We start from the raw sequence: 18,245 nt of genomic DNA, 5'->3' as shown, positions 1-18,245 counted from the left end.
GCGGGCTCCTGCGAACTTTCCCGCCATTCCCGCCCTCAATGAAACTGATCGCCTGCCGGCAACCACGAACTGGAGGCAGCAGCGGGAACGTGGATCGGTGCGGCAGGCGGCAGGTCCGACGCACAGCCCGGGGGCAGCGGACCACCGGCGACGCGGGCGGCGGCGCACTCGGCGGCGTTGTCGTACTTCACCATCGGCGTGGAGGCCGCCGGTGCCGGCGCGCTGGTCGCCACGGTCGGCGCCAGCGGCGCGGCGGGTGCCAGGTGCAGCGGCGCATATGCGCTGGCGGCGACCGGTGCCGGCGGCGGGTCGGGGTTGCGGCAGCCGAACAGCGCGATCGGCAGCAGCGGTTTCACCGCGCACTCCACCCGCACGCCGCGCGGCAGGTGGAAGGTGTGCTTGACCGTGGTCTTTTCCACCGCGCGGCGCAGCGCGGCGTCGACCGAGCTTTCGTCCTCGGGTGCCCAGTCCTGCTCGAAGCGGGTGGGTCGGTAGCCGACGTCGGGAGCGCGATGACGCATGATTTCGGTGTCGCCGCTCGGCTTCAGCTGCACGTAGTCCCCCGCCGCGCCGTGCTCGGCGCCTTGCGCTGCCCCGGGCCGATCGCCGCCGAGCTTGCCCGCCGCCAGTGACGATGCGGTCCGCTTCGCGGTGCCGGCCGCGGGACTTGCCGCAGGCGTGGGTGCAGGCGTCGGCGGCGGGGTGATACTGGCCGCGCCGGCCGGCTCGCCCACCGTGGCGGTGTCGCTGCCTTGCGGGCTTGCCTCCGGTGCGCGACTGACCTCGGCGGTCGCCGGCTGCGCTGGCGCCGAGGCGGCGGGCGCCGGTGTGGGTTCGGGAGTGGATTCGGGCGCAGGCGTAATCGCGGCCACCGTCGTCGGGGCCTGTGCCGCCGGGCGCAGGGCTGCCGGTGGCGGCACCGGTGCCGGCGCGGGTTGCTGCAATTCCACCCGGGTCGGCGCCAGCGGATTGGGTGGCGCCGGTGGCGCGGCAGGTTCGGCCGGCATGGCTTCGGCCACCTGCGCGGGTTTGGCGAGATCCGGCACCAGGCGAGGACCAGGCGGCGCGATCGGCGCGGCGGGTACCAAGGCTTGCGGCTGCGGGTGCGGCACCTGCGGTGGCGCGGGCTCCGGTTCCGGCGCTTCGCTGAGCGGCGCCAGCGTGGTCGGTGCCGTGACCTGCAGCGTGATCGTCGGCGGTGCGGCGGCGGCAGGCACAGTCGCCTGCGGCAGGGCCAGCGCGGTGGGTGGCAGGATCGGGCGGTTGCCTTCGGCCTGCGGCGGACGCTGCGGTTCCGGCTGGGGCGCCGGCAGCGCGGGAGCCACCGGCGCAGGCAGGGTCAGCGCCAGCGGTGGCGCCGGCACGGCCGGTGCCGCCGGTTTGGGCAGCGGCAACGGCGTCGGCGCCGGCAGGCTCACCGGCGGTTGCGGCGCGGCGGCTGGCATGGGCTTCGCCGGCTTTGCGGGAGTGACGGCGGCCGTCAGCGGGATGGCGTTGGCGTTCGGTTCGACACGCGGCGCGGGATGCTGCCGACCCTGCTGGCGCGGCCCGCGCTGTTTCGGCGGCGTGCCATGCACCGGCGGCGGGGGCGGCGGCTCGGGTGGTTCGATCAGGCGCACCTGCAGCAGCGGTTCGCGCGCGTTGTCCGGCAGCACGGTCGGCTCGTAGGCCGGGCCAAGCACGAAGGCGAACAGGCACAACAGATGCACCAGCAAGGTGCCGAGGAAGGCCAGCGCGCGACGGCCCCGCGACGGCGGTGGCGGGCGCCGACGCAGATGATAGACGCGGCCGCGTGTGGCTGCCGCCAGCGGCGAATCCAGCAGGACCCGCGCGGGGTTGACGGCACGACCGGTGGGGACGGAATCCGGGGACGGCGCGGGCATGCGGCCAGTGTAGCGGGCGCCATCAGTGGCCGGTGCCGCGCGCGGCCTTGCGCTCGCGCAACTCCTCGTCCACGGCGCGGTCCGGCGTGTCCACCGGGCAGCCCTGCGCCAGCGGCTTGCCGTCGCGATACATCGCGATGCAGGCCTCCACGCTGGGCGGAACGAAGCCGTGCGTGCGACCGTCGGGCGTGCTGGCCGGCGCCATGTTGAGGCGCATGTCGCCGCTTTTCGCCGACGGCGGCGGCGGTGGGTCGCCACCGCAACCGCCGGCGAGCATCGCCAGCGACACCGCGCAGTGGATGCGGATGCCACCGGGCAGGTGGATGGTCGTTTTCTTCGTGGTCTTGTCCACCAGCTTCTGCAGCGCGCTGTCGACGGAACTGCCGCCCTTCTCCCAGTCGTCCGCGAAGCGGGTGGGCTTGTACTTGATCGGGCTGTCGTGGCGCATGACCTGCGTATCGCCCTGCGGCATGCGCTGCACGTAATCGGGCGCTGGCGCACTGGAAGCAGGCGCCGGTGGCAGCAGCGGCTGGCCATGCTCGTCGTACAAGCGCGGCGGGCTCTGCACCACCATCGCGCCCTTGGCCGGCGGTTCCGGCCGCGCCCGCACCGGTGGCGGCACCGCGGACGGCGGAGGCGGTGCGGGCGGCAGGGTCAGCGGCGGCGGCGCATGACTTGCCGGCGTGTCCTCGATCAGCCGGATCTGCAGGAACTGCTCGGGAACCGCCGCCTCGGCGCGCGGCGCCGGCGGGCGCGTGCCGTACCAGGCCACCAGCGCGAACAACGCATGCAGCAGCAGTACCGCGGCCAACGTCCAGCGATGCGTGGCCCGCTCGACCGGCGGCTCGCGCCAGCGATGTCGCTGCCGCGCGGCCCGCGCCCGCCAGTCGCCGGCCGCAGGCACGAGTTCGAGCCGCGCAGGCTCGGGCGGCGCGGACGTGGCTGGCTGGGGTTGCGGCGCAAGGGCGATGGTGGAGCCTCGTGGAAAGCGGTGGGCGGTCGCAGCATGGCGCGGCGCGATTGAATCCCGCTCGACCGGCGCGACGATCGCGTCGCCGCGGCGCGACCACCTACGGCAGACAGCACCCGGCGCCAAGCGGTTCCCCGCAGTGCAGCTTGACCCCGCCTGCGCATGGCACAAGGCTAGGCCGATCGACGCCCCGCGCCGATCCCCCGCCATGACCGCCCTCGCTGCCACATCGCGCAGGACGACCATGACGGCCCGCTTTTCCAGCCGCCCCGCGCGGCCTCGGGCGGTGCCGTTCATGCCACGAGGCTGCGCCCTTAGCATGAGGAGGGTCGCATCGTGTCCTACACCACGGAAAGCATCCGCAACATCGCGCTCGCCGGTCACGCCGGCGTCGGCAAGACCACGCTGTTCGAGGCCTTGCTGCATGCCGGCGGCGCGATCCAGTCCATCGGCACCGTCGAGCGCGGCAATACCGTGTCGGACACCGACGCGCAGGAACAATCGCGCGCCCATTCCATCGACAGCAGCATCGCCCAGGTCGAGCACGGCGACTGCCGCATCAACCTGATCGACACCGCCGGTTACGCCGATTTCCGCGGCGGCACGCTGTCCGCGCTGGCCGCGGTGGAGAGCGTGGCGATCGTGGTCAACGCGATCAACGGGATCGAGCACGGCACGCGACGCATGATGATGCACGCCCAAGAGCGCGGCCTGGCGCGCATGCTGGTGGTCAACAAGATCGACTTCGACGGCGCCGACCTCGCCGCCCTGGTCGATGCGCTGCGCGAGGAGTTCGGCAGCCAGTGCCTGCCGGTGAACCTGCCGGCGCAGCGCGGCAACCGCGTGCTGGATTGCTTCTTCCACGACGACGGCGCCACCGACTTCTCCTCGCTGGCGGCGGCGCACCAGCAGATCATCGACCAGGTGGTGGAAATCAACGAGGCGCTGATGGGCCGCTACCTGGACGAGGGCGAGCAGGCGCTGGGCGCGCAGCAACTGCACGACGCCTTCGAGCAATGCCTGCGCGAAGGCCACCTGGTGCCGATCTGCTTCGCCAGCGCGCGCACCGGTGCGGGCGTGAAGGAACTGCTCGACGTCGCCGCGCGACTGTTGCCGAATCCGGCCGAGGGCAACCCGCCGCCCTTCGTGCGCGGCGACGGCATGCCGCTGCGCGTGAGCGGCGATGCGCAGGCGCCGGTGATCGCCGACGTGTTCAAGATCATCAACGACCCGTTCGTGGGCAAGCTGGGCGTGTTCCGCGTGTGGCAGGGCACCGTGCGGCGCGACAGCCAGCTGCTGGTCGACGACGGCCGCAAGCCGTTCAAGGTCGGCCACCTGTTCCGCCTGCAGGGCAAGAACCACGTGGAAATCGAGGCGGCGATTCCCGGCGATCTCGCCGCGGTGGCCAAGGTCGAGGAGATCCACTACGACGCGGTGCTGCACGATTCGCACGACGACGACCGCATCGCGCTGGCGCCGCCGCGCTTCCCCACGCCGATGGTCGGCCTGGCCCTGGAGCCGCGCCACAAGGGCCAGGAACAGAAGCTGTCCAACGCGCTGGCACGGCTGGCCGAGGAGGATCCCTGCTTTCGCGTCGAGCACCACAAGGAACTGAACGAGACCGTGGTGCGCGGGCTCTCCGAGCTGCACCTGAAGGTGATGCTCGAACGCATGCGCGAACGCTACGGCGTGGAAGTGGAAACCCGCCCGCCGCGCATCGCCTATCGCGAGACCATCGCCGCTCACGCCGAAGGCCACCACCGGCACAAGAAGCAGACCGGCGGCGCCGGCCAGTTCGGCGAGGTGTTCCTGCGCATCGAACCGCTCGATCGCGGCGCGGGCTTCGAGTTCGTCGACGCGATCAAGGGCGGCGTGATCCCCGGCCAGTTCCTGCCGGCGATCGAGAAAGGCGTGCGCCAGGCGATGGAGCGCGGCGTGGTGGCCGGCTACCCGCTGCAGGACCTGCGGGTGACCGTCTACGACGGCAAGTACCACTCGGTCGATTCCAAGGAAGTGGCCTTCGTCAGCGCCGGCAAGAAGGCCTTCCTCGATGCCGTGGCCAAGGCGCGCCCGGTGCTGCTGGAGCCGATCGTCAACGTCGAGGTGGCGATCCCCGAGCGCGACGTCGGCGACGTCACCGGCAGCCTCGCCGGCAAGCGCGCGCGCATCCTGGGCACCGACACGCAGCGCGGCGGCGAGCTGGTGATCAAGGCGCAGGCGCCGCTCGCCGAACTGATCGACTACCCCACCGAACTGAAATCCATGACCGGCGGCCGCGGCCGCTACAGCCTCGACCTCAGCCACTACGAAGCGGCCCCCGCCACCGTGCAGAAGCAGCTGGGGGAGGCGTGGAGGCCAAAGGTGGAGGAGGAGTGAGGCGGACGAAAAGCGAAGCGGGCGCTAGTAATCCCTGGCTCCCAGCAGTCCCACCGAATAGCCGGCCTGGCGCAGCCGCGAGGTGGCCCGGGAGCTCAGCATGACCAGCACGAGCAGGCCGACCAGCGGGACCAGCATCAGCACCAGCAGCACGATGCGTCCCCAGACGGGATAGTCCAGACCGCGGGCGATCTTGTAGATGCCGGTCCAGGACATCCCGAGGCAGACCAGCAGGGCGAGCAAGGCGATCGGGCCTACCGCTGCACGCAGTGCGGCGGCGAGAAAGTAGAGCAGGATGGCGTAGATCACCAGCTTCTGGCCGGAAGCGACATCGTCCAGCGACGCGCTGCGCTTTTCGTGAACCTCCAGCACGGCGCCGGGACTCTGATACGGATTTTCCATGATTTCCCCCTGATCGGATTTGAACGGCGTTTACCTGAAGACAAGCGCGAAGCGCGCCTGCCTTTCCCCCTACAGCCGATTGCCCCGCTTGATCGCCAGGTAGCGCTCGATCAGCGCACCGGACAGTTCGCCGCAGCTCACGTCCAGCGTGTTGATGCCTTCGCGGCGCAGTGCCTCGTGGGTGCGCTCGCGGTCGGCCAGGTAATGCATGGCGGCGGCGCTGCGGATGCTCCCTTCCAGTTCGTCGCCGGGTTCGGCGGCGGCGTGGTCCAGCGCCAGTTCGCGCAGGCTGACCAGCATCACCAGGTGACGCCTGGACAGCATGGTCACCGCGGCGCGCAGTTCGGCGTCGTCCTCGTCGCGCACGTTGGTGATCAGCACCACCAGCGCGCGGCGTTGCTGGTATGCCTGCAGGGCGCTGGCGGCGGCGAGGTAGTCGGTGGCCAGCGGCATCGCATGCAGGTCGTAGCCGGCGCCGAGCAGCATGTCCATGCCGCCGTTGCCCTGCTGCGGCGGCAACCAGCGCTGTTGCTGGCCGGTACAGGCCAAGAGGCCGACTGCGTCGCCCTGGCGCAGCGCGATGCTGGCCAGGCCCAGCGAGGCGTTCAGTACGTGGTCGAAATGCACGCGGCGATCGTCCTGCGCCAGCAGGCGGCGGCCGCAGTCGAGCATCAGCACCACCTGCTGGTTGCGCTCGTCACGGTACTCGCGCGAGATCAGCCGGCTGCTGCGCGCGGTGGCCTTCCAGTCGATCTTGCGCAGGCTGTCGCCGACGCGGTAGTCGCGCAGTTCCTGGAATTCGGTGCCTTCGCCGCGGCGCCGCTGCAACCGCGCGCCGACGCTGCGCGAGGCCAACTCCACGCTCAAGCCCGCCAGCTCGACCAGCGCGGCGAAATTCGGATACACGCGCACCGTCGATGCCGCGCCGAGCACGCGGCGTGCCGACCAGCAACGCCACGGCGAATGCAGTTGCGCGTGGCAGCCGTCGAAGGTGAACTGGCCGCGCGCGTCGGGCGTGATCGCGTACTCGATCCGCACGTCGCCGCCCGCGGGCAGCCGCAGCGTGTGCGGCATGCCTCGCACTGCCCAGCCGCCCGGATGCAGATCGTGCAGGCGCAGCTTCTGCGCGCGGCGCGCGGTACCGCACACACGCAGGCCGACCCGCGCCTCCGGCCCCAGCGGCAGCACCGGCGCCAGTTCGCGCGACAGCTCGGGCGACGGCATCCGGCGCAGACGCCAGCCGTCGACGAACGCCAGCAGCGCGATCGCGCCGCCGCCGGCCAGCCACGCCGCCAGCGGCAGCCAGCCGAGGCTGGCCAGCACGCCGAGCACGGTCCAGCCGAGCAGCAGCCACAGCAGCGCGGGCGCCGGCCGCATCATTGGCGCGGCGCCGGCACCTTGTGCAGCAGCGCCTTGAGCACGTCGTCGGGACGCTGGCGTTCGAGCAGCGCTTCCGGCGCCAGCAGCAGACGATGGCGCAGCGCTGGCAGCGCGACCGCACGCACGTCGTCGGGGGTGACGAAATCGCGGCCGTCGACCGCCGCCTGCGCGCGCGCCAGCCGCGCCAGCGCCAGCCCGCCGCGCGGGCCGGCGCCGCCGATCACGCCCGGCCATTCGCGCGTGGTGCGCGCGATGCGCACGGCGTAGTCGGTGACCGCGGCATCCATGCGGATCGATGCCACCGCCTGCTGCACCGCCAGCAGCTGCGCCTGGCTCAGCACCGGCTGCACCTGCGACACGTCGAGGTCGGCGGCGACCTTGCCGTCGATCACGCGCGCGACCATGCGCCGCTCGTCCTCCAGCCCGGGATAGCCGATCACCACCTTGATCAGGAAGCGGTCCAGCTGCGCCTCGGGCAGCGGGTAGGTGCCCTCCTGCTCGATCGGGTTCTGCGTGGCCACCACCATGAACGGCGCCGGCAGCGCGAAACGACGACCCTCGATGGTCACCTGCCCTTCCTGCATCGATTCGAGCAGCGCGGCCTGGGTCTTGGCCGGCGCGCGGTTGATCTCGTCGGCCAGCAGCAGGTTGGCGAACACCGGGCCGCGACGGATCTGGAAGCGTTCGGTCTTGGGATCGTAGATCGCGTGGCCGGTGACGTCGGCCGGCATCAGGTCGGGGGTGAACTGCACGCGGCCGAAAGTGCAGCCGACCGACGCGGCCAGCGCACGCACCAGCAGGGTCTTGCCCAGCCCCGGCACGCCCTCGATCAGCACGTGGCCGGTCGCCAGCAGCGCCAGCAGCACTTGGTCGAACACCTCGGCCTGGCCGATGAAGGCGCGGCCGACCTGCTCGCGCAACGCGCGCACGTGGTCGCCGAGTTCGGCGGTGGAAGGCGGCGGCAAGGCCGGCGCGGCGAGCGTATCGAGGGTCATGGACGGTTCCTGAGTCGGGCCAGGGTGAGGATGGAAGTGCGAAACGCCTGCGCGTTCGCCGGTGACTGGAAGGCTTGCGCGACGCGCGTCTCATCCAGCGCGCTGCGCTCGGCCAGGCGCGCGTACAGCGCCTCGCCATGCAGCATCACGCAGGCCGGATCGCGCCGACGCAGGCGCGCCAGCACCGCCTGGCAGGCGAGCGCGTGCAGGCTGCGGCCGCTGTCGCGGCGATAGAGGAATTCGCCGGCGGCCTGCACGTGTTCGAGCAAGGCGCGGCGATGCGCCGGCGGCGCCGGCAGCAACGGACCGAGCCGGGCGCTGCGCATCGCCATCCATGCGGCCAGCAGCAGCGCCAGCGCGAGCAGCGCGGGCCAGCCCTGGATCGCGAGGAACTTCAGGAACGGCGGACCGTCCAGCGCATACACCAGGTAGACCGTGCCGCGGCCGCGATTGGGTTGCAGCAGGCGCCAGGCAAATTCCTGCGCCGCGGCCTGCTTCAGCGCGCTGCGCGCCAGCGGCGCAAAACTGGACAGCACGCTGACCGTGCCCTGCCCCAGCGGCAGGCGCGCGTACAGATAGCCGTCGTGTGGCGTGCCGATTGCGACGCCAAGTTTCGCCGCCGCGTCGGGCCGCAACCGGAAGCGCGAACCGCACAGGGCGACATCATCGCGTTTACTCCCAGTTGCGCCGTGCAAGGCCACGCACTCGAACGACGCCGAGCGCGGATCGAGCAGGCCGAGCGCATCGAACAACGGCGTGCGCGCCACGCTGGCCGATCCCGGCGACAGCAGCAGGTGACCGCCGCCACGCACCCACGCCACCAGCCGTGCTGCAGCGGCGGCATCGACGCGACCGGCATTTTCGCCCAGCAGCACGGTATCGCCAGGGCGCAGCGGCAATCGCGCCGCACTCAGCGTGGTCAGCGACTGCGCCGGCAACTGCAGCTCGTGCAGCATCAGTTCCAGCGCGAGGAAACGGTTGCTGCGCGCCGCGCCATGCGGCGGAATCGCCTCGGTGACGTCCTTGCGTTCGAACGTGGCAAAGAAAACGGCGACCAGCAGCGCCAGCGCGGCCCCGATCAGGGCGGCGATCAGCAGCGACTTGCGATTCATGTCGAGGCCCCGGGCTGCGCCGGCCAGCCGGCCAGCAGTTGCTCGACGGTGGCGTCGTCCGGATAGCGTCCGGCGTAGGCGGCGAATTGCCAGGTGCGCACGATCTCGATCACGCGGCGGCTGCGCTGCGGATCGTCGATGGCTTGCGCCTGGCGCAGCCAGTGCGCCTCGGTCGCATCTGCCGCGGGCGGTTGCCGCAACTCGCGCGCGGTCTGCTCGACGCAGCCACGATAGAGCAGCGCCAGTGCCTCACGCCGGTGCTGCGCCTGCCACAGTGCGCGCGCCGCGCCGGCGAGGTCGGCGGGCAGCGCGGCGGGCGCGTCGACCATCGACGATATCGGCGGCGACAGTGCCGGCGCGGCCTCCTCCTCGCGCACCAGCCAGCGCCCGCGCCAGCGCCAGCCCAGCCAGATCAGGCCGCCGAGCACGCCGATCAGCAGCAGCCACAACAGCAGCTGGAAGAATCCGCCCAGCAGGCGTCCCAGCCAGGGAAACAGCGGATTGACCGTCGCCGTGGCCGGCTTCGGCGTGTACTTGAATTCCCAGCGCCGCACCGTGTGTTCGCCGCCGAAGCGCGGGTCGCGATAAGCCTGCGCGGCTGCTTGCGCCAGGCGCGGATCGGGCGCCTCCGCGCGGGCACCGAACACCGCGTCCAGCGACACGCTGGCCGGCTTGGCGACGGCCGCGGTGTGCACCTCGGCCGTCGCCTGCGCCTGCGCTGCTGGCGTCCATGCGCCGAAGCAAAGCAGCGCGCCTGCCAGCAGCGCGACACCTTGCAGCCGCGCGCGCAGGCGCCGGAAGGCCAGGTCGATGTCCCACGCCTCCAGCTGCGTGCGCCGGTTGAGATACAGCGCGAAACCGCAGGCCACGTACAGCGGCTCGATCACGCTCATCGCCAGATAGGCCACGCCGGCGCCGGCCAGTACCCACGCGGTCGGGATCACCTGCGTGTCGCCGCGCACCAGTTCGATCAGCGATTGCGGCCGCCACTCGTGCGGAATCAACAGCAGCGCGAACAGCCACACGCTGAGGAACAACACCAATTCGAACAGCAGGCAGAAATAGGTGAGCAGGCTGGTTTCACCCACCAGCCGCCGACGCAGCACTTTCCAGCGCGCCGAACGCTGCGCCCGCGTGCTGCCTTCGAGCAGATCCAGCGGCAACCGCAGCGCGCGGTTGCTGTCGACGCGCAGCCAGGTCAGCGCGGCCAGCGTCCGTCGCCACGGCCAGCGCGCCTGGCCGCGCAGGGTCTGGCGCCAGCCCGGCGCCTGGTCGAACACCGCGCGCGACAGCACGTACAGCGGCAGCCGGTCGAACAGCGGCTTCAACCACCACATCAGCACCCAGCCCAGCCACGGCCAGCCGAGCGCGACACCGAGGCCGTTGCACAGCACGAACAGCGGCAGGGTGAAGGCGAACCAGGCCGACCACACCGGCCGCGCATGCGCGCGCAGCATCGCCGCGCCGAGATCCAGCGCTTCGCGAGTCACCCGCGGGCGCAACACCACGCCGATGCGTTCAAGCTCCATGCCGCACCGCCCTGCCGCCGCGCCACAGCCAGCCCAGCACCAGCAGCCACAGCACGCCGGCCACGCCGAAACGCAGCGGGTCGGGCAGGCTGGCGATGGACGACCAGTACGCCTCGATGAACGCCGCCACCAGCAGCATCGCGAACGCGCCCAGCGCCAGCTGCGCGCCGACCCAGCCGGCCGCCACCAGCGCCGGGCCGCGCCGCCGCCGGCCCGGCGCCAGCAAGGTCAGGCCCAGGTGCAGGCCGGCGCCACCGGCGATCACCAGCGCGGTGAGCTCGAACGGCGAATGCCCCGCGACGAAACGCCAGAACGGACCGCCGTAGCCGATCGCGGTGAGGTGGCCGGCGATGCCGCCGATCAGCACGCCGTTGGCACCCAGCACATAGACCGCGCCGACGCCGAACACCAGCCCGGAGGCAAACGTGCGGAACGCGATGCCGACGTTGTTCATCACGTAGAAGCCGAACATCTGCAGGTCGGTGCCGCTGCTGCGGCCGATGTGCGGATTGGCCGGGTCGTACATCTTCTCGAACTGGGCCAGCTGGGCGCTGCTGAAGAACGTGTGCGCCAACTCCGGCCGCAACTGCAGCAGCAGCAGGATCGCCAGCGCCGGCACGTAGAACAGCACCGCCGCCAGCGCCATGCAGCGCCACTGCGCACGCACCAGGCGCGGAAAGCCGGCGAGCAGGAAGGTCGCCACCCGATGCCAGCGTGGCGGCGGCGGCCGGTACAGCACGCGATGGCCGTGCTGCACCAGTTGCTGCAACCGGTCGGTCACTTCATGGCTGTAGCCACGTCCGCGGGCCAGTGCCAGGTGGTGGCAGACGCGCCGGTATTCGGCGGGGAAATCCAGCGCCTGCTCCTGCCGCAGCGTGCGCCGCGGCTGGCGGTCCAGCGCATGCAGCCAGGATTGCAGGCGATCCCAGGTCTTGCCGTGCAGGGCCACGAAGCGTTCCTGTTTCATGCGCGCCCCAGCAGCCAGTTCACGTAGGCCACCAGCTGCCGGATCGCCGCGGTGTCGCGCAGGCCGGTCAGCGGGGTCAGCAGGTTGGCCAGCTCCTCCTGGCGCTGCACGGTGAGCTGGCCGGCGCGCTCGGCATAGTCGACCAGCGCGGCCTGTTCGTCGGCGGACAGCACCAGCGGCAGCGGCAGCGCGGGCATCGCCGGCACCTGCTGGCCGGCCGGCAGCTCGCGCGCATGGATGACCATGGTGCCGGCCACGATGTCGCCGAGCCGGCGCGCGTGCGGATCGACCAGGGTGCTGACCAGACCCACGCCATAGACGCCGGGCAGGATGTCCACCGCGCGCAGCAGGTTGCGCACCACCGACGGCAACCAGGTCACCGGCGTACCGTCAGCATGCACCACGCGCAGGCCGAGCGCGCGCTTGCCGGGCGTCTGGCCGTCCATCCACACCTCGCAGATCACCGCATACGCCCACATCAGCGCGAACAGCAGCAGCATGGCCAGGCCGTTGCCGGCCACGCCGAAGATCGACAGCGGAATCATCGCCACGATGAAGAACACGCCGCGCAGCAGCAGGTCGAGCACCCACGCCTGCGCCCGCGGCAGTGCCCCGGCGGCGCGCAGGCGCAGCGAGATGCCTTCGGCGGTCTCGATCTCGCGGACGGTGTCGATCATCTACACGTCGACGACGATGGTGTCGGCGATCAGGTCGTGCAGGCAGCGGCGTTCATTGCCGAAGATCAGCAGCGGATCGACCAGCGACGCCAGCCAGCCGATGTAGGGAATGGCGCCGAGCAGGCCCACCGGCAGCACGCGGATGAAGATGTAGCGCAACAGGCCCATGCGGCTGCCGTCGGTGCGCACGATGGCGATGTCGAGCATGCGCTTGCCGAGGGTCTGGCCGCTCCGGTGCAACAGGACGCAGTTGACCACGAAGATCGCCGCCAGCAGGGCGAAACCCAGCAGCATCACGCCGCCCGTCGGCGCGGCAGGCTTGATCCCCTTGCCGACGTCGGCTGCCATCACGGCGCCCCAGAAAACCGGGACGGCCCAGACCAGGTTGATCGCCCCGTCGAGCAGCGCCGCCCCCAGGCGTTTGCCACGGCTGGCCTTGCGTTCCTCCAGGCCCTGCGCGTCCCACGCGCGCACGTCGTCGACCGTCGCCTCGGGCGCGGCATAAGGATTGGTTTCCATCGCGTTCCCCCGTCACTGTCCATGTTGCCGTCCCCCTCGACGGCAACTGCAGCGAGTATAGAAGCGATATTCGAAGTGCGGCTACCGCTTGGGCTTGAGCAGCGTACCGGTGCAGTTCGGCGAGCCGCACAGGCACTGCCACAGCTTTTTCAGCCGCGCGGTGTGCGGCACCTCGAGCACGATGCCGTAGTCGTAGGTGAGCTCGTCGCCGGGCTTGATGTTGCGGATCGCCTCGATCTTCACCTTGTCGCGGCGCGGGTCGCCGCTGGCGCTTTCCTCGACCACGGCGCGGCAGTTCGGCGCGCAGCTGTGGTTGATCCAGCGCGCGGTATTGCCGCGCTGGTTGGCGTCGATCACGTACTGCTCGTTGAGGGTGAACAAAAAGGTGTGCCCGGTTTCGCCGCCATCGCCGTACAGCGCATCGGCCTCGTCCGGCGTCAGCAGCTTGCCCTTGTATTCGATGATCTCCTCGCCGCGGGCGATCGGGGCGGTGGCAAACACGCCGTTGCCGTGGATGGGAGAGCGGCGGGCAACAAAACGTCGTGACATGCGGCAGGACCCGGACTGGTAGGCAAGCCGTCGATAATGCCTGTTTGCGCGCCACCGCGAAACCTCGGCGCGCCACGCGATCCCCCCGGTGCGGGCCGCGACCGCAACCTGCGCGGTCGACTGGCGCCGACACCCCGATCGCGGTTAGAGTCAGGATTCAAACGATCGTTTGGAGAACCGCGATGCGTCCGTTGCGTTGGGTCGTTGCCCCGCTTTTGCTCGCCCTGCTGGCCTTGGGCCTGGCCGCCTGCGGCCCGGCGAAGAAGAGCGTGTTCCCGCCCACGGTGAGCATCCAGCAGTTGCAGGTGCTGCCCGACGGACAGTGGGAATTGACCTTGCGCATCCAGAACAACAGCTATGCCGGGATGGACTTCCGGTCACTGGACGGCCAGTTGCAGATCGCCGCGCTGGCGCCGGTGCGGCTGCACGGCACGTTCGAACTGGACATCCCGCAGCTCGCCGGCGACGTGGTCCGGCTCAAGGTATGGCCCACCGACGCCATGACCCGCGCCCTGCAGGCCATCGCCGACAAGGGCAGCGCCGCGTCGCTGGCCTATTCGATCAGCGGCAGCGCGACCGCCAAGCCCGAGCAGGAGAGCAAGGCGCGCGCCTTCGACTTCAGCGGCAAGGACTGGATCTCGGCCGTGCCCGGCATCGCGCATACCTTCCGCTAAACCGCCTACCTCAGGAGTTCCCATGACCGCTTACAAGGCCCCCCTCGACGACCTGCGCTTCGCCCTGTTCGATGTGCTGGGCGCCGAGCCGGTACTCACCTCGCTGCAAGGCGGCGAGGCACACGGCCGCGACCTGCTCGACGCCGTGCTCGAAGAAGCCGGCCGCCTGAGCGAGCAGCTGCTGGCGCCGACCAATGCGCCGGCGGACGCCGAGGGCTGCCAGTTCGACAAGGCCACCGGCAAGGTCACCACGCCGGCCTCGTTCAAGGAGGCGTTCCGGCAGTTCGCCGAAGGCGGCTGGACCGGGCTGACCAACCCCGAGCAGTACGGCGGCCAGGCCCTGCCCGGCGTACTCGGCACCGCCACCACCGAGATCTTCCAGTCCGGCAACCTGGCCTGGAGCCTGTACCCATTGCTATCCGAGGGCGCCACCCACGCGATGGAACAGCATGGCGAGGAATGGCAGCGCGAGCTGTACATGAAGCCGATCGTGGCCGGCCGCTGGACCGGCACCATGTGCCTGACCGAACCGCAGGCAGGCTCGGACCTGGGTCTGCTGAAGACGCGCGCGGTACCGGGCGAGGCCGACGCCAACGGCCGTCCGACCTGGAAGATCAGCGGCACCAAGATCTTCATCAGCGCCGGCGAGCACGACCTCACCGAGAACATCGTGCACCTGGTGCTGGCGCGCCTGCCCGACGCGCCGGAAGGCAGCCGCGGCATCTCGATGTTCATCGTGCCGAAGTTCAAGCTCGACGCCGACGGCAAGCCGGGCGAGCGTAACAGCGTCGCCGCCGGAGCGATCGAGCACAAGATGGGCATCCACGCCTGCTCCACCTGCGTGATGAACTTCGACGGCGCCGAGGGCTACCTGATCGGCAAGCCGCACAAGGGCCTGGCCGCGATGTTCACCATGATGAATGCGGCGAGGCTGTCGGTCGGCGTGCAGGGCCTGGCGCTGGCCGAGCGCGCGTTGCAGAACAGCCTCAACTACGCGCGCGAGCGGTTGCAGTCACGCTCGCTGTCCGGTCCGAAGTTCCCCGACAAGCCGGCCGACAACCTGCTGGTGCAGCCGGACGTGCGGCGCATGCTGCTGACCCAGCGCGCCTTCGTCGAAGGTTCGCGCGCTCTGGTGCTGTGCACCGCGCTGCAGACCGACATCGAGCATCGCGCCACGGACGAGGCGGCGCGCCAGAAGGCCGGCGAACTGGTCGCCTTCCTGATCCCGATCGCCAAGGGCATGACCACCGAGCTGGCGCAGGAGTGCACCAAGGAAGCGCTGCAGATCTACGGTGGTCACGGCTACATCGCCGAAAACGGCATGGAACAGTTCGTCCGCGACGCGCGCATCATCACCTTGTACGAAGGCACCACCGGCATCCAGGCCGCCGACCTGCTAGGCCGCAAGATCCTCCAGTTGCAGGGTGTGGGCTTCAAGCATTTCCTGGAGGAGATCAGCGCGTTCTGCCAGCAGCACGCCGACACCGCATCGCTGAAGGCGTTCATCGGCCCGCTCGCCGTGGCCACGCGAAACTGGAGCGATCTCACCGTGGCGCTGGCCCAGCGCATCCAGGGCAATCCCGAGGAACTGGGCGCGGCGGCCACCGATTACCTGTACTACTCCGGCTATGTGACCCTGGCCTACCTGTGGGCGCGCAGCGTGCTGGCGGCAGAGAACGGCACGCAGTCGGCTGCGTTCAAGCAGGCCAAGCGCGACACCGCGGCGTTCTACTTCAGCCGCCTGCTGCCCCGCACACTGGCCCACCAGGCGGCAATCGAGGCTGGTGTGGCCAGCGTGCCGGCGATCGACTGAGCCGCAGGTACCCCCGCACGAAAGAGCCCGGCGATGCCGGGCTCTTTCGTATGCAGGGCAGTCATGGACCGAAGTGCGGCCATGTGCGGCACGTCACATGTCCCGCCGGGTCAGCTTTTGCTCAAAAGTGGCAACGGCGGCCGGGCGGATGCTCAACCGGCACGGCCCTCGCGAAAGGTTTCGCCGCTCATGCGCAGGTATTGCTGGACCATGGCGTCGTGGATCGGCGCGCACTGGATCAGTTCACGGGCCAGCGCCTCTTGCGCCTCGGCCACGCCGGAGCGGGCGACCCGTGCCGGGACGGTGGGGACGGCCCGCACGACCCGCGGCGCAGGCACATCGGCCTGTTGGCGTTCGACGTCGAGCAGATGGGAAATGTCATAGGCGATGTCGTTCATGCCCGAGGTGATGCAACAGGCTTGCCAACTCGCCGCCCGCCCGGCGCCGGTTTCGGGCCGCGCGTTGTTTTCCGACCGCGGAATCGGCACGCTGGGCGGATGGATCGCGGCAGCATCGGCGGGATGACGGACAAGCTCGGCATGATCGGCCGCGTGACCTTCGTGGCCGCGATGACGCCGATCGTGTTCTGTTCCGGCGCGTGGGCCGCGCTGGCGCTGTGGTATCGGCTGCCCGGCGGCCACCTCGTGCGCGCGCTGGGCAGCGCGCTCTGGGTGATCGCGACCGGCATGCTGTGCGCCTGCGCGATCGGCGGGCGCAGCTGGCTGCCACTGGGCGTCTATGCCGCGCTGTACGCGATCGTCCTGCTGTGGTGGGTCGCCATCAAGCCCTCCGGCGCGCGCGACTGGCGCGACGACGTTGCCCGCATGCTGACCGGCAGCGTGCACGGAGATCGCGTGGTGCTCGACAACGTGCGCCACTTCGCCTGGCGCAGCGACAACGATTACGACATCCGCTGGGAGCGCCACGAATACGACCTGGCGCAACTGGCCAGCGCCGATGCGGTGCTGTCGCACTGGGGCAGCCGGGCGATCGCCCACGCCATGATCTCGTTCGGTTTCGAGGACGGCCGCCACCTGGTGTTCTCGGTGGAGGTGCGCAAGAGCCGCGACCAGGAGTATTCCTCGATGGGCGGCTTCTTCAAGCAGTTCGAGACGATCCTGGTCGGCGCCGAGGAGGACGACATCATCCGTGTGCGCACCAACGTGCGCGACGAGGACGTCTATCTGTATCCGCTGCAGATCGGACAGGCCACGCTGCGCGTGCTGCTGCTCTCCTACGTGCACGCGGCCAACCGGCTGGCCGCACGGCCGGCGTTCTACAACACCTTCACCTCCAACTGCACCACCCTCGTCTATCGCATGGCGCGGCAGATCGATCCGGGCCTGCCGTGGGACATGCGCCTGCTGCTGACCGGCTATCTGCCGGAGTATCTGCAAGGCATCGGCACCCTCGATCGCCGCGTGCCGATCGGAACACTGCGCGAGCGCGCACGCATCAGCGAACGCGCCCGTGCCGCACCGGCCGGCGCCGATTTCTCGCGCGCGGTGCGCGCCGTCGCCGCACACGACTGATGCGCGCGAGCCGTTCGCATCACGATCTCGCGCGAGCCGCGCAATGCAACCCGACCTGAACGGCGCGATGCGGAATGTGCCGCATTTACGTACCCTTGCCGCCTCGATGGGTTAGGTTCCGGGAGGACAGCAGTGGCGGCACCGTTTCGTTCGCCCTGCAGGCGCGCCGCTGTCATCAGCGCCTGCATGCACCCCACCCCGCAAAACCAGGAGACCCGGATGAACACGAGGATCACTCGCGCGGCCGCATTGACGGCGGGATTGCTCACCATCGGCCTGACTGGCTGCTCGCAGTACGTCAAGCAATCCGATTTCAACACGGCCATCCAGCAGCTGCAGCAGAAGCAGACCGACCAGCAGCAGCAGATCGACGCGATCAAGCAGCAGATGCAATCGCAGTTCGCCAAGTACGACAGCCAGATCACCGCCATGCAGGGCCGCGTCAGCATCGACACGGTGGCGCACTTCGCGTTCAACAGCGCCACCCTGGACGAGCAGGACAAGCCCGCGCTGCAGGACTTTGCCGCGACCATCGGCAAGTACCACCCCGGCGTGCTGATCACGGTGGAAGGCTTCGCCGACCCGGCCGGCTCGCGTGCCTACAACAAGAAGCTGGGCATGCAGCGTGCCGAGGCAGTGCGCGATTTCCTGGTCAGCAGCGGCTTGTCCGCCGACCAGGTACGTGCGGTCAGCTACGGCGAGGACAGCAACCGCCAGGTCGCCAAGGGCGCCACGCGCGACCAGGGCCGCGACAACCGCCGCGTCTCGCTCACCGTCGACGCCACCGGCGCCGGCGCAGTCGCCACGACTGCACCGTAAGCGGCACCCCGGGCGGCCGTCGCTGCCTCGCCATTCCCGCGAAGGCGG

General features: G+C 70.4%; 17 protein-coding genes. 5 read left to right on the top strand and 12 right to left on the bottom strand.

Annotation, left to right across the window (positions count from 1 at the left end; genetic code table 11):
- Positions 1-35 precede the first annotated feature (35 nt).
- Together B1991_RS06150 and B1991_RS06145 are read right to left on the bottom strand one after the other, a co-directional pair.
- Entirely contained in the window at positions 36-1,883 is a 1,848-nt protein-coding gene (locus tag B1991_RS06150; RefSeq protein WP_246031073.1) for a hypothetical protein, read from the bottom strand.
- A gap of 22 nt (positions 1,884-1,905) precedes the next feature.
- Positions 1,906-2,787 (bottom strand): hypothetical protein, encoded by an 882-nt coding sequence (locus tag B1991_RS06145; RefSeq protein WP_136257841.1) that lies wholly within the window; start codon positions 2,785-2,787, stop codon positions 1,906-1,908.
- A gap of 402 nt (positions 2,788-3,189) precedes the next feature.
- Here B1991_RS06145 and fusA point away from each other — a divergent pair, with 402 nt between their 5' ends.
- Positions 3,190-5,229: an elongation factor G gene (fusA, locus tag B1991_RS06140; RefSeq protein ID WP_136257840.1), complete on the top strand. Its 2,040-nt coding sequence runs from the start codon at positions 3,190-3,192 to the stop codon at positions 5,227-5,229.
- A 24-nt stretch (positions 5,230-5,253) separates the two neighbouring features.
- Here the strand turns inward: fusA and B1991_RS06135 are convergent, their stop codons facing one another.
- From B1991_RS06135 to B1991_RS06095, 9 genes are all read right to left on the bottom strand, one after another.
- Positions 5,254-5,631: a hypothetical protein gene (locus B1991_RS06135; protein ID WP_136257839.1), complete on the bottom strand. Its 378-nt coding sequence runs from the start codon at positions 5,629-5,631 to the stop codon at positions 5,254-5,256.
- 69 nt (positions 5,632-5,700) lie between these two features.
- Positions 5,701-7,008, bottom strand: coding sequence for a DUF58 domain-containing protein (locus tag B1991_RS06130; RefSeq protein ID WP_136257901.1), 1,308 nt, complete (start codon positions 7,006-7,008; stop codon positions 5,701-5,703).
- Positions 7,008-8,006 (bottom strand): AAA family ATPase, encoded by a 999-nt coding sequence (locus B1991_RS06125; RefSeq protein ID WP_136257838.1) that lies wholly within the window; start codon positions 8,004-8,006, stop codon positions 7,008-7,010. Before B1991_RS06125 ends, B1991_RS06130 begins: the two co-directional genes overlap by 1 nt.
- Positions 8,003-9,118 (bottom strand): hypothetical protein, encoded by a 1,116-nt coding sequence (locus B1991_RS06120; protein WP_136257837.1) that lies wholly within the window; start codon positions 9,116-9,118, stop codon positions 8,003-8,005. The genes B1991_RS06125 and B1991_RS06120 overlap by 4 nt, the downstream gene beginning before the upstream one ends.
- Positions 9,115-10,647, bottom strand: coding sequence for a DUF4129 domain-containing protein (locus B1991_RS06115; RefSeq protein ID WP_136257836.1), 1,533 nt, complete (start codon positions 10,645-10,647; stop codon positions 9,115-9,117). Before B1991_RS06115 ends, B1991_RS06120 begins: the two co-directional genes overlap by 4 nt.
- Positions 10,637-11,614 carry a stage II sporulation protein M gene (locus B1991_RS06110; RefSeq protein ID WP_136257835.1) on the bottom strand — a complete coding sequence of 326 codons (978 nt, stop codon included), beginning with the start codon at positions 11,612-11,614 and terminating at the stop codon, positions 10,637-10,639. Before B1991_RS06110 ends, B1991_RS06115 begins: the two co-directional genes overlap by 11 nt.
- Positions 11,611-12,291, bottom strand: a complete 681-nt coding sequence (locus tag B1991_RS06105) for an RDD family protein (protein ID WP_136257834.1) — start codon at positions 12,289-12,291, stop codon at positions 11,611-11,613. The genes B1991_RS06110 and B1991_RS06105 overlap by 4 nt, the downstream gene beginning before the upstream one ends.
- Entirely contained in the window at positions 12,292-12,810 is a 519-nt protein-coding gene (locus B1991_RS06100; RefSeq protein WP_136257833.1) for an RDD family protein, read from the bottom strand.
- Between the two features lie 81 nt (positions 12,811-12,891).
- Entirely contained in the window at positions 12,892-13,359 is a 468-nt protein-coding gene (locus tag B1991_RS06095) for an SET domain-containing protein (RefSeq protein ID WP_136257832.1), read from the bottom strand.
- Positions 13,360-13,541: 182 nt separating this feature from the next.
- On the opposite strand from B1991_RS06095, the gene B1991_RS06090 reads away from it, so the two are divergent.
- Both B1991_RS06090 and B1991_RS06085 read left to right on the top strand, forming a co-directional pair.
- Positions 13,542-14,033: a hypothetical protein gene (locus tag B1991_RS06090; protein WP_136257831.1), complete on the top strand. Its 492-nt coding sequence runs from the start codon at positions 13,542-13,544 to the stop codon at positions 14,031-14,033.
- Between the two features lie 22 nt (positions 14,034-14,055).
- Complete coding sequence (locus tag B1991_RS06085) at positions 14,056-15,846, top strand: acyl-CoA dehydrogenase C-terminal domain-containing protein (RefSeq protein WP_136257830.1); 1,791 nt, start codon at positions 14,056-14,058, stop codon at positions 15,844-15,846.
- Positions 15,847-15,998: 152 nt separating this feature from the next.
- Here B1991_RS06085 and B1991_RS06080 read toward each other — a convergent pair whose 3' ends face one another.
- A complete protein-coding gene (locus B1991_RS06080) occupies positions 15,999-16,244 on the bottom strand; it encodes a hypothetical protein (protein ID WP_136257829.1) in 246 nt (81 codons plus the stop codon).
- A 123-nt stretch (positions 16,245-16,367) separates the two neighbouring features.
- Here B1991_RS06080 and B1991_RS06075 point away from each other — a divergent pair, with 123 nt between their 5' ends.
- Positions 16,368-17,378 (top strand): Lnb N-terminal periplasmic domain-containing protein, encoded by a 1,011-nt coding sequence (locus B1991_RS06075; protein WP_136257828.1) that lies wholly within the window; start codon positions 16,368-16,370, stop codon positions 17,376-17,378.
- Positions 17,379-17,597: 219 nt separating this feature from the next.
- The gene (locus tag B1991_RS06070; RefSeq protein ID WP_136257827.1) at positions 17,598-18,197 is read left to right on the top strand and encodes an OmpA family protein; all 600 of its coding nucleotides are present in this window, start codon (positions 17,598-17,600) and stop codon (positions 18,195-18,197) included.
- Positions 18,198-18,245: the final 48 nt, after the last annotated feature.

This window comes from Rhodanobacter lindaniclasticus (assembly GCF_004799035.1).
Classification (GTDB): Bacteria; Pseudomonadota; Gammaproteobacteria; order Xanthomonadales; family Rhodanobacteraceae; genus Rhodanobacter; species Rhodanobacter lindaniclasticus.
The sequence above is the reverse complement of the archived record's forward strand: the minus strand, read 5'-3'. Positions and strand labels throughout refer to the sequence as shown.

Coding starts and splice junctions, on each gene's coding strand:
- B1991_RS06150 (WP_246031073.1), bottom strand. CDS start 1,883: ATGCCCGCGCCGTCCCCGGATTCCGTCCCCACCGGTCGTGCCGTCAAC.
- B1991_RS06135 (WP_136257839.1), bottom strand. CDS start 5,631: ATGGAAAATCCGTATCAGAGTCCCGGCGCCGTGCTGGAGGTTCACGAA.
- B1991_RS06130 (WP_136257901.1), bottom strand. CDS start 7,008: ATGCGGCCGGCGCCCGCGCTGCTGTGGCTGCTGCTCGGCTGGACCGTG.
- B1991_RS06125 (WP_136257838.1), bottom strand. CDS start 8,006: ATGACCCTCGATACGCTCGCCGCGCCGGCCTTGCCGCCGCCTTCCACC.
- B1991_RS06120 (WP_136257837.1), bottom strand. CDS start 9,118: ATGAATCGCAAGTCGCTGCTGATCGCCGCCCTGATCGGGGCCGCGCTG.
- B1991_RS06115 (WP_136257836.1), bottom strand. CDS start 10,647: ATGGAGCTTGAACGCATCGGCGTGGTGTTGCGCCCGCGGGTGACTCGC.
- B1991_RS06110 (WP_136257835.1), bottom strand. CDS start 11,614: ATGAAACAGGAACGCTTCGTGGCCCTGCACGGCAAGACCTGGGATCGC.
- B1991_RS06105 (WP_136257834.1), bottom strand. CDS start 12,291: ATGATCGACACCGTCCGCGAGATCGAGACCGCCGAAGGCATCTCGCTG.
- B1991_RS06100 (WP_136257833.1), bottom strand. CDS start 12,810: ATGGAAACCAATCCTTATGCCGCGCCCGAGGCGACGGTCGACGACGTG.
- B1991_RS06095 (WP_136257832.1), bottom strand. CDS start 13,359: ATGTCACGACGTTTTGTTGCCCGCCGCTCTCCCATCCACGGCAACGGC.
- B1991_RS06090 (WP_136257831.1), top strand. CDS start 13,542: ATGCGTCCGTTGCGTTGGGTCGTTGCCCCGCTTTTGCTCGCCCTGCTG.
- B1991_RS06085 (WP_136257830.1), top strand. CDS start 14,056: ATGACCGCTTACAAGGCCCCCCTCGACGACCTGCGCTTCGCCCTGTTC.
- B1991_RS06080 (WP_136257829.1), bottom strand. CDS start 16,244: ATGAACGACATCGCCTATGACATTTCCCATCTGCTCGACGTCGAACGC.
- B1991_RS06075 (WP_136257828.1), top strand. CDS start 16,368: ATGACGGACAAGCTCGGCATGATCGGCCGCGTGACCTTCGTGGCCGCG.
- B1991_RS06070 (WP_136257827.1), top strand. CDS start 17,598: ATGAACACGAGGATCACTCGCGCGGCCGCATTGACGGCGGGATTGCTC.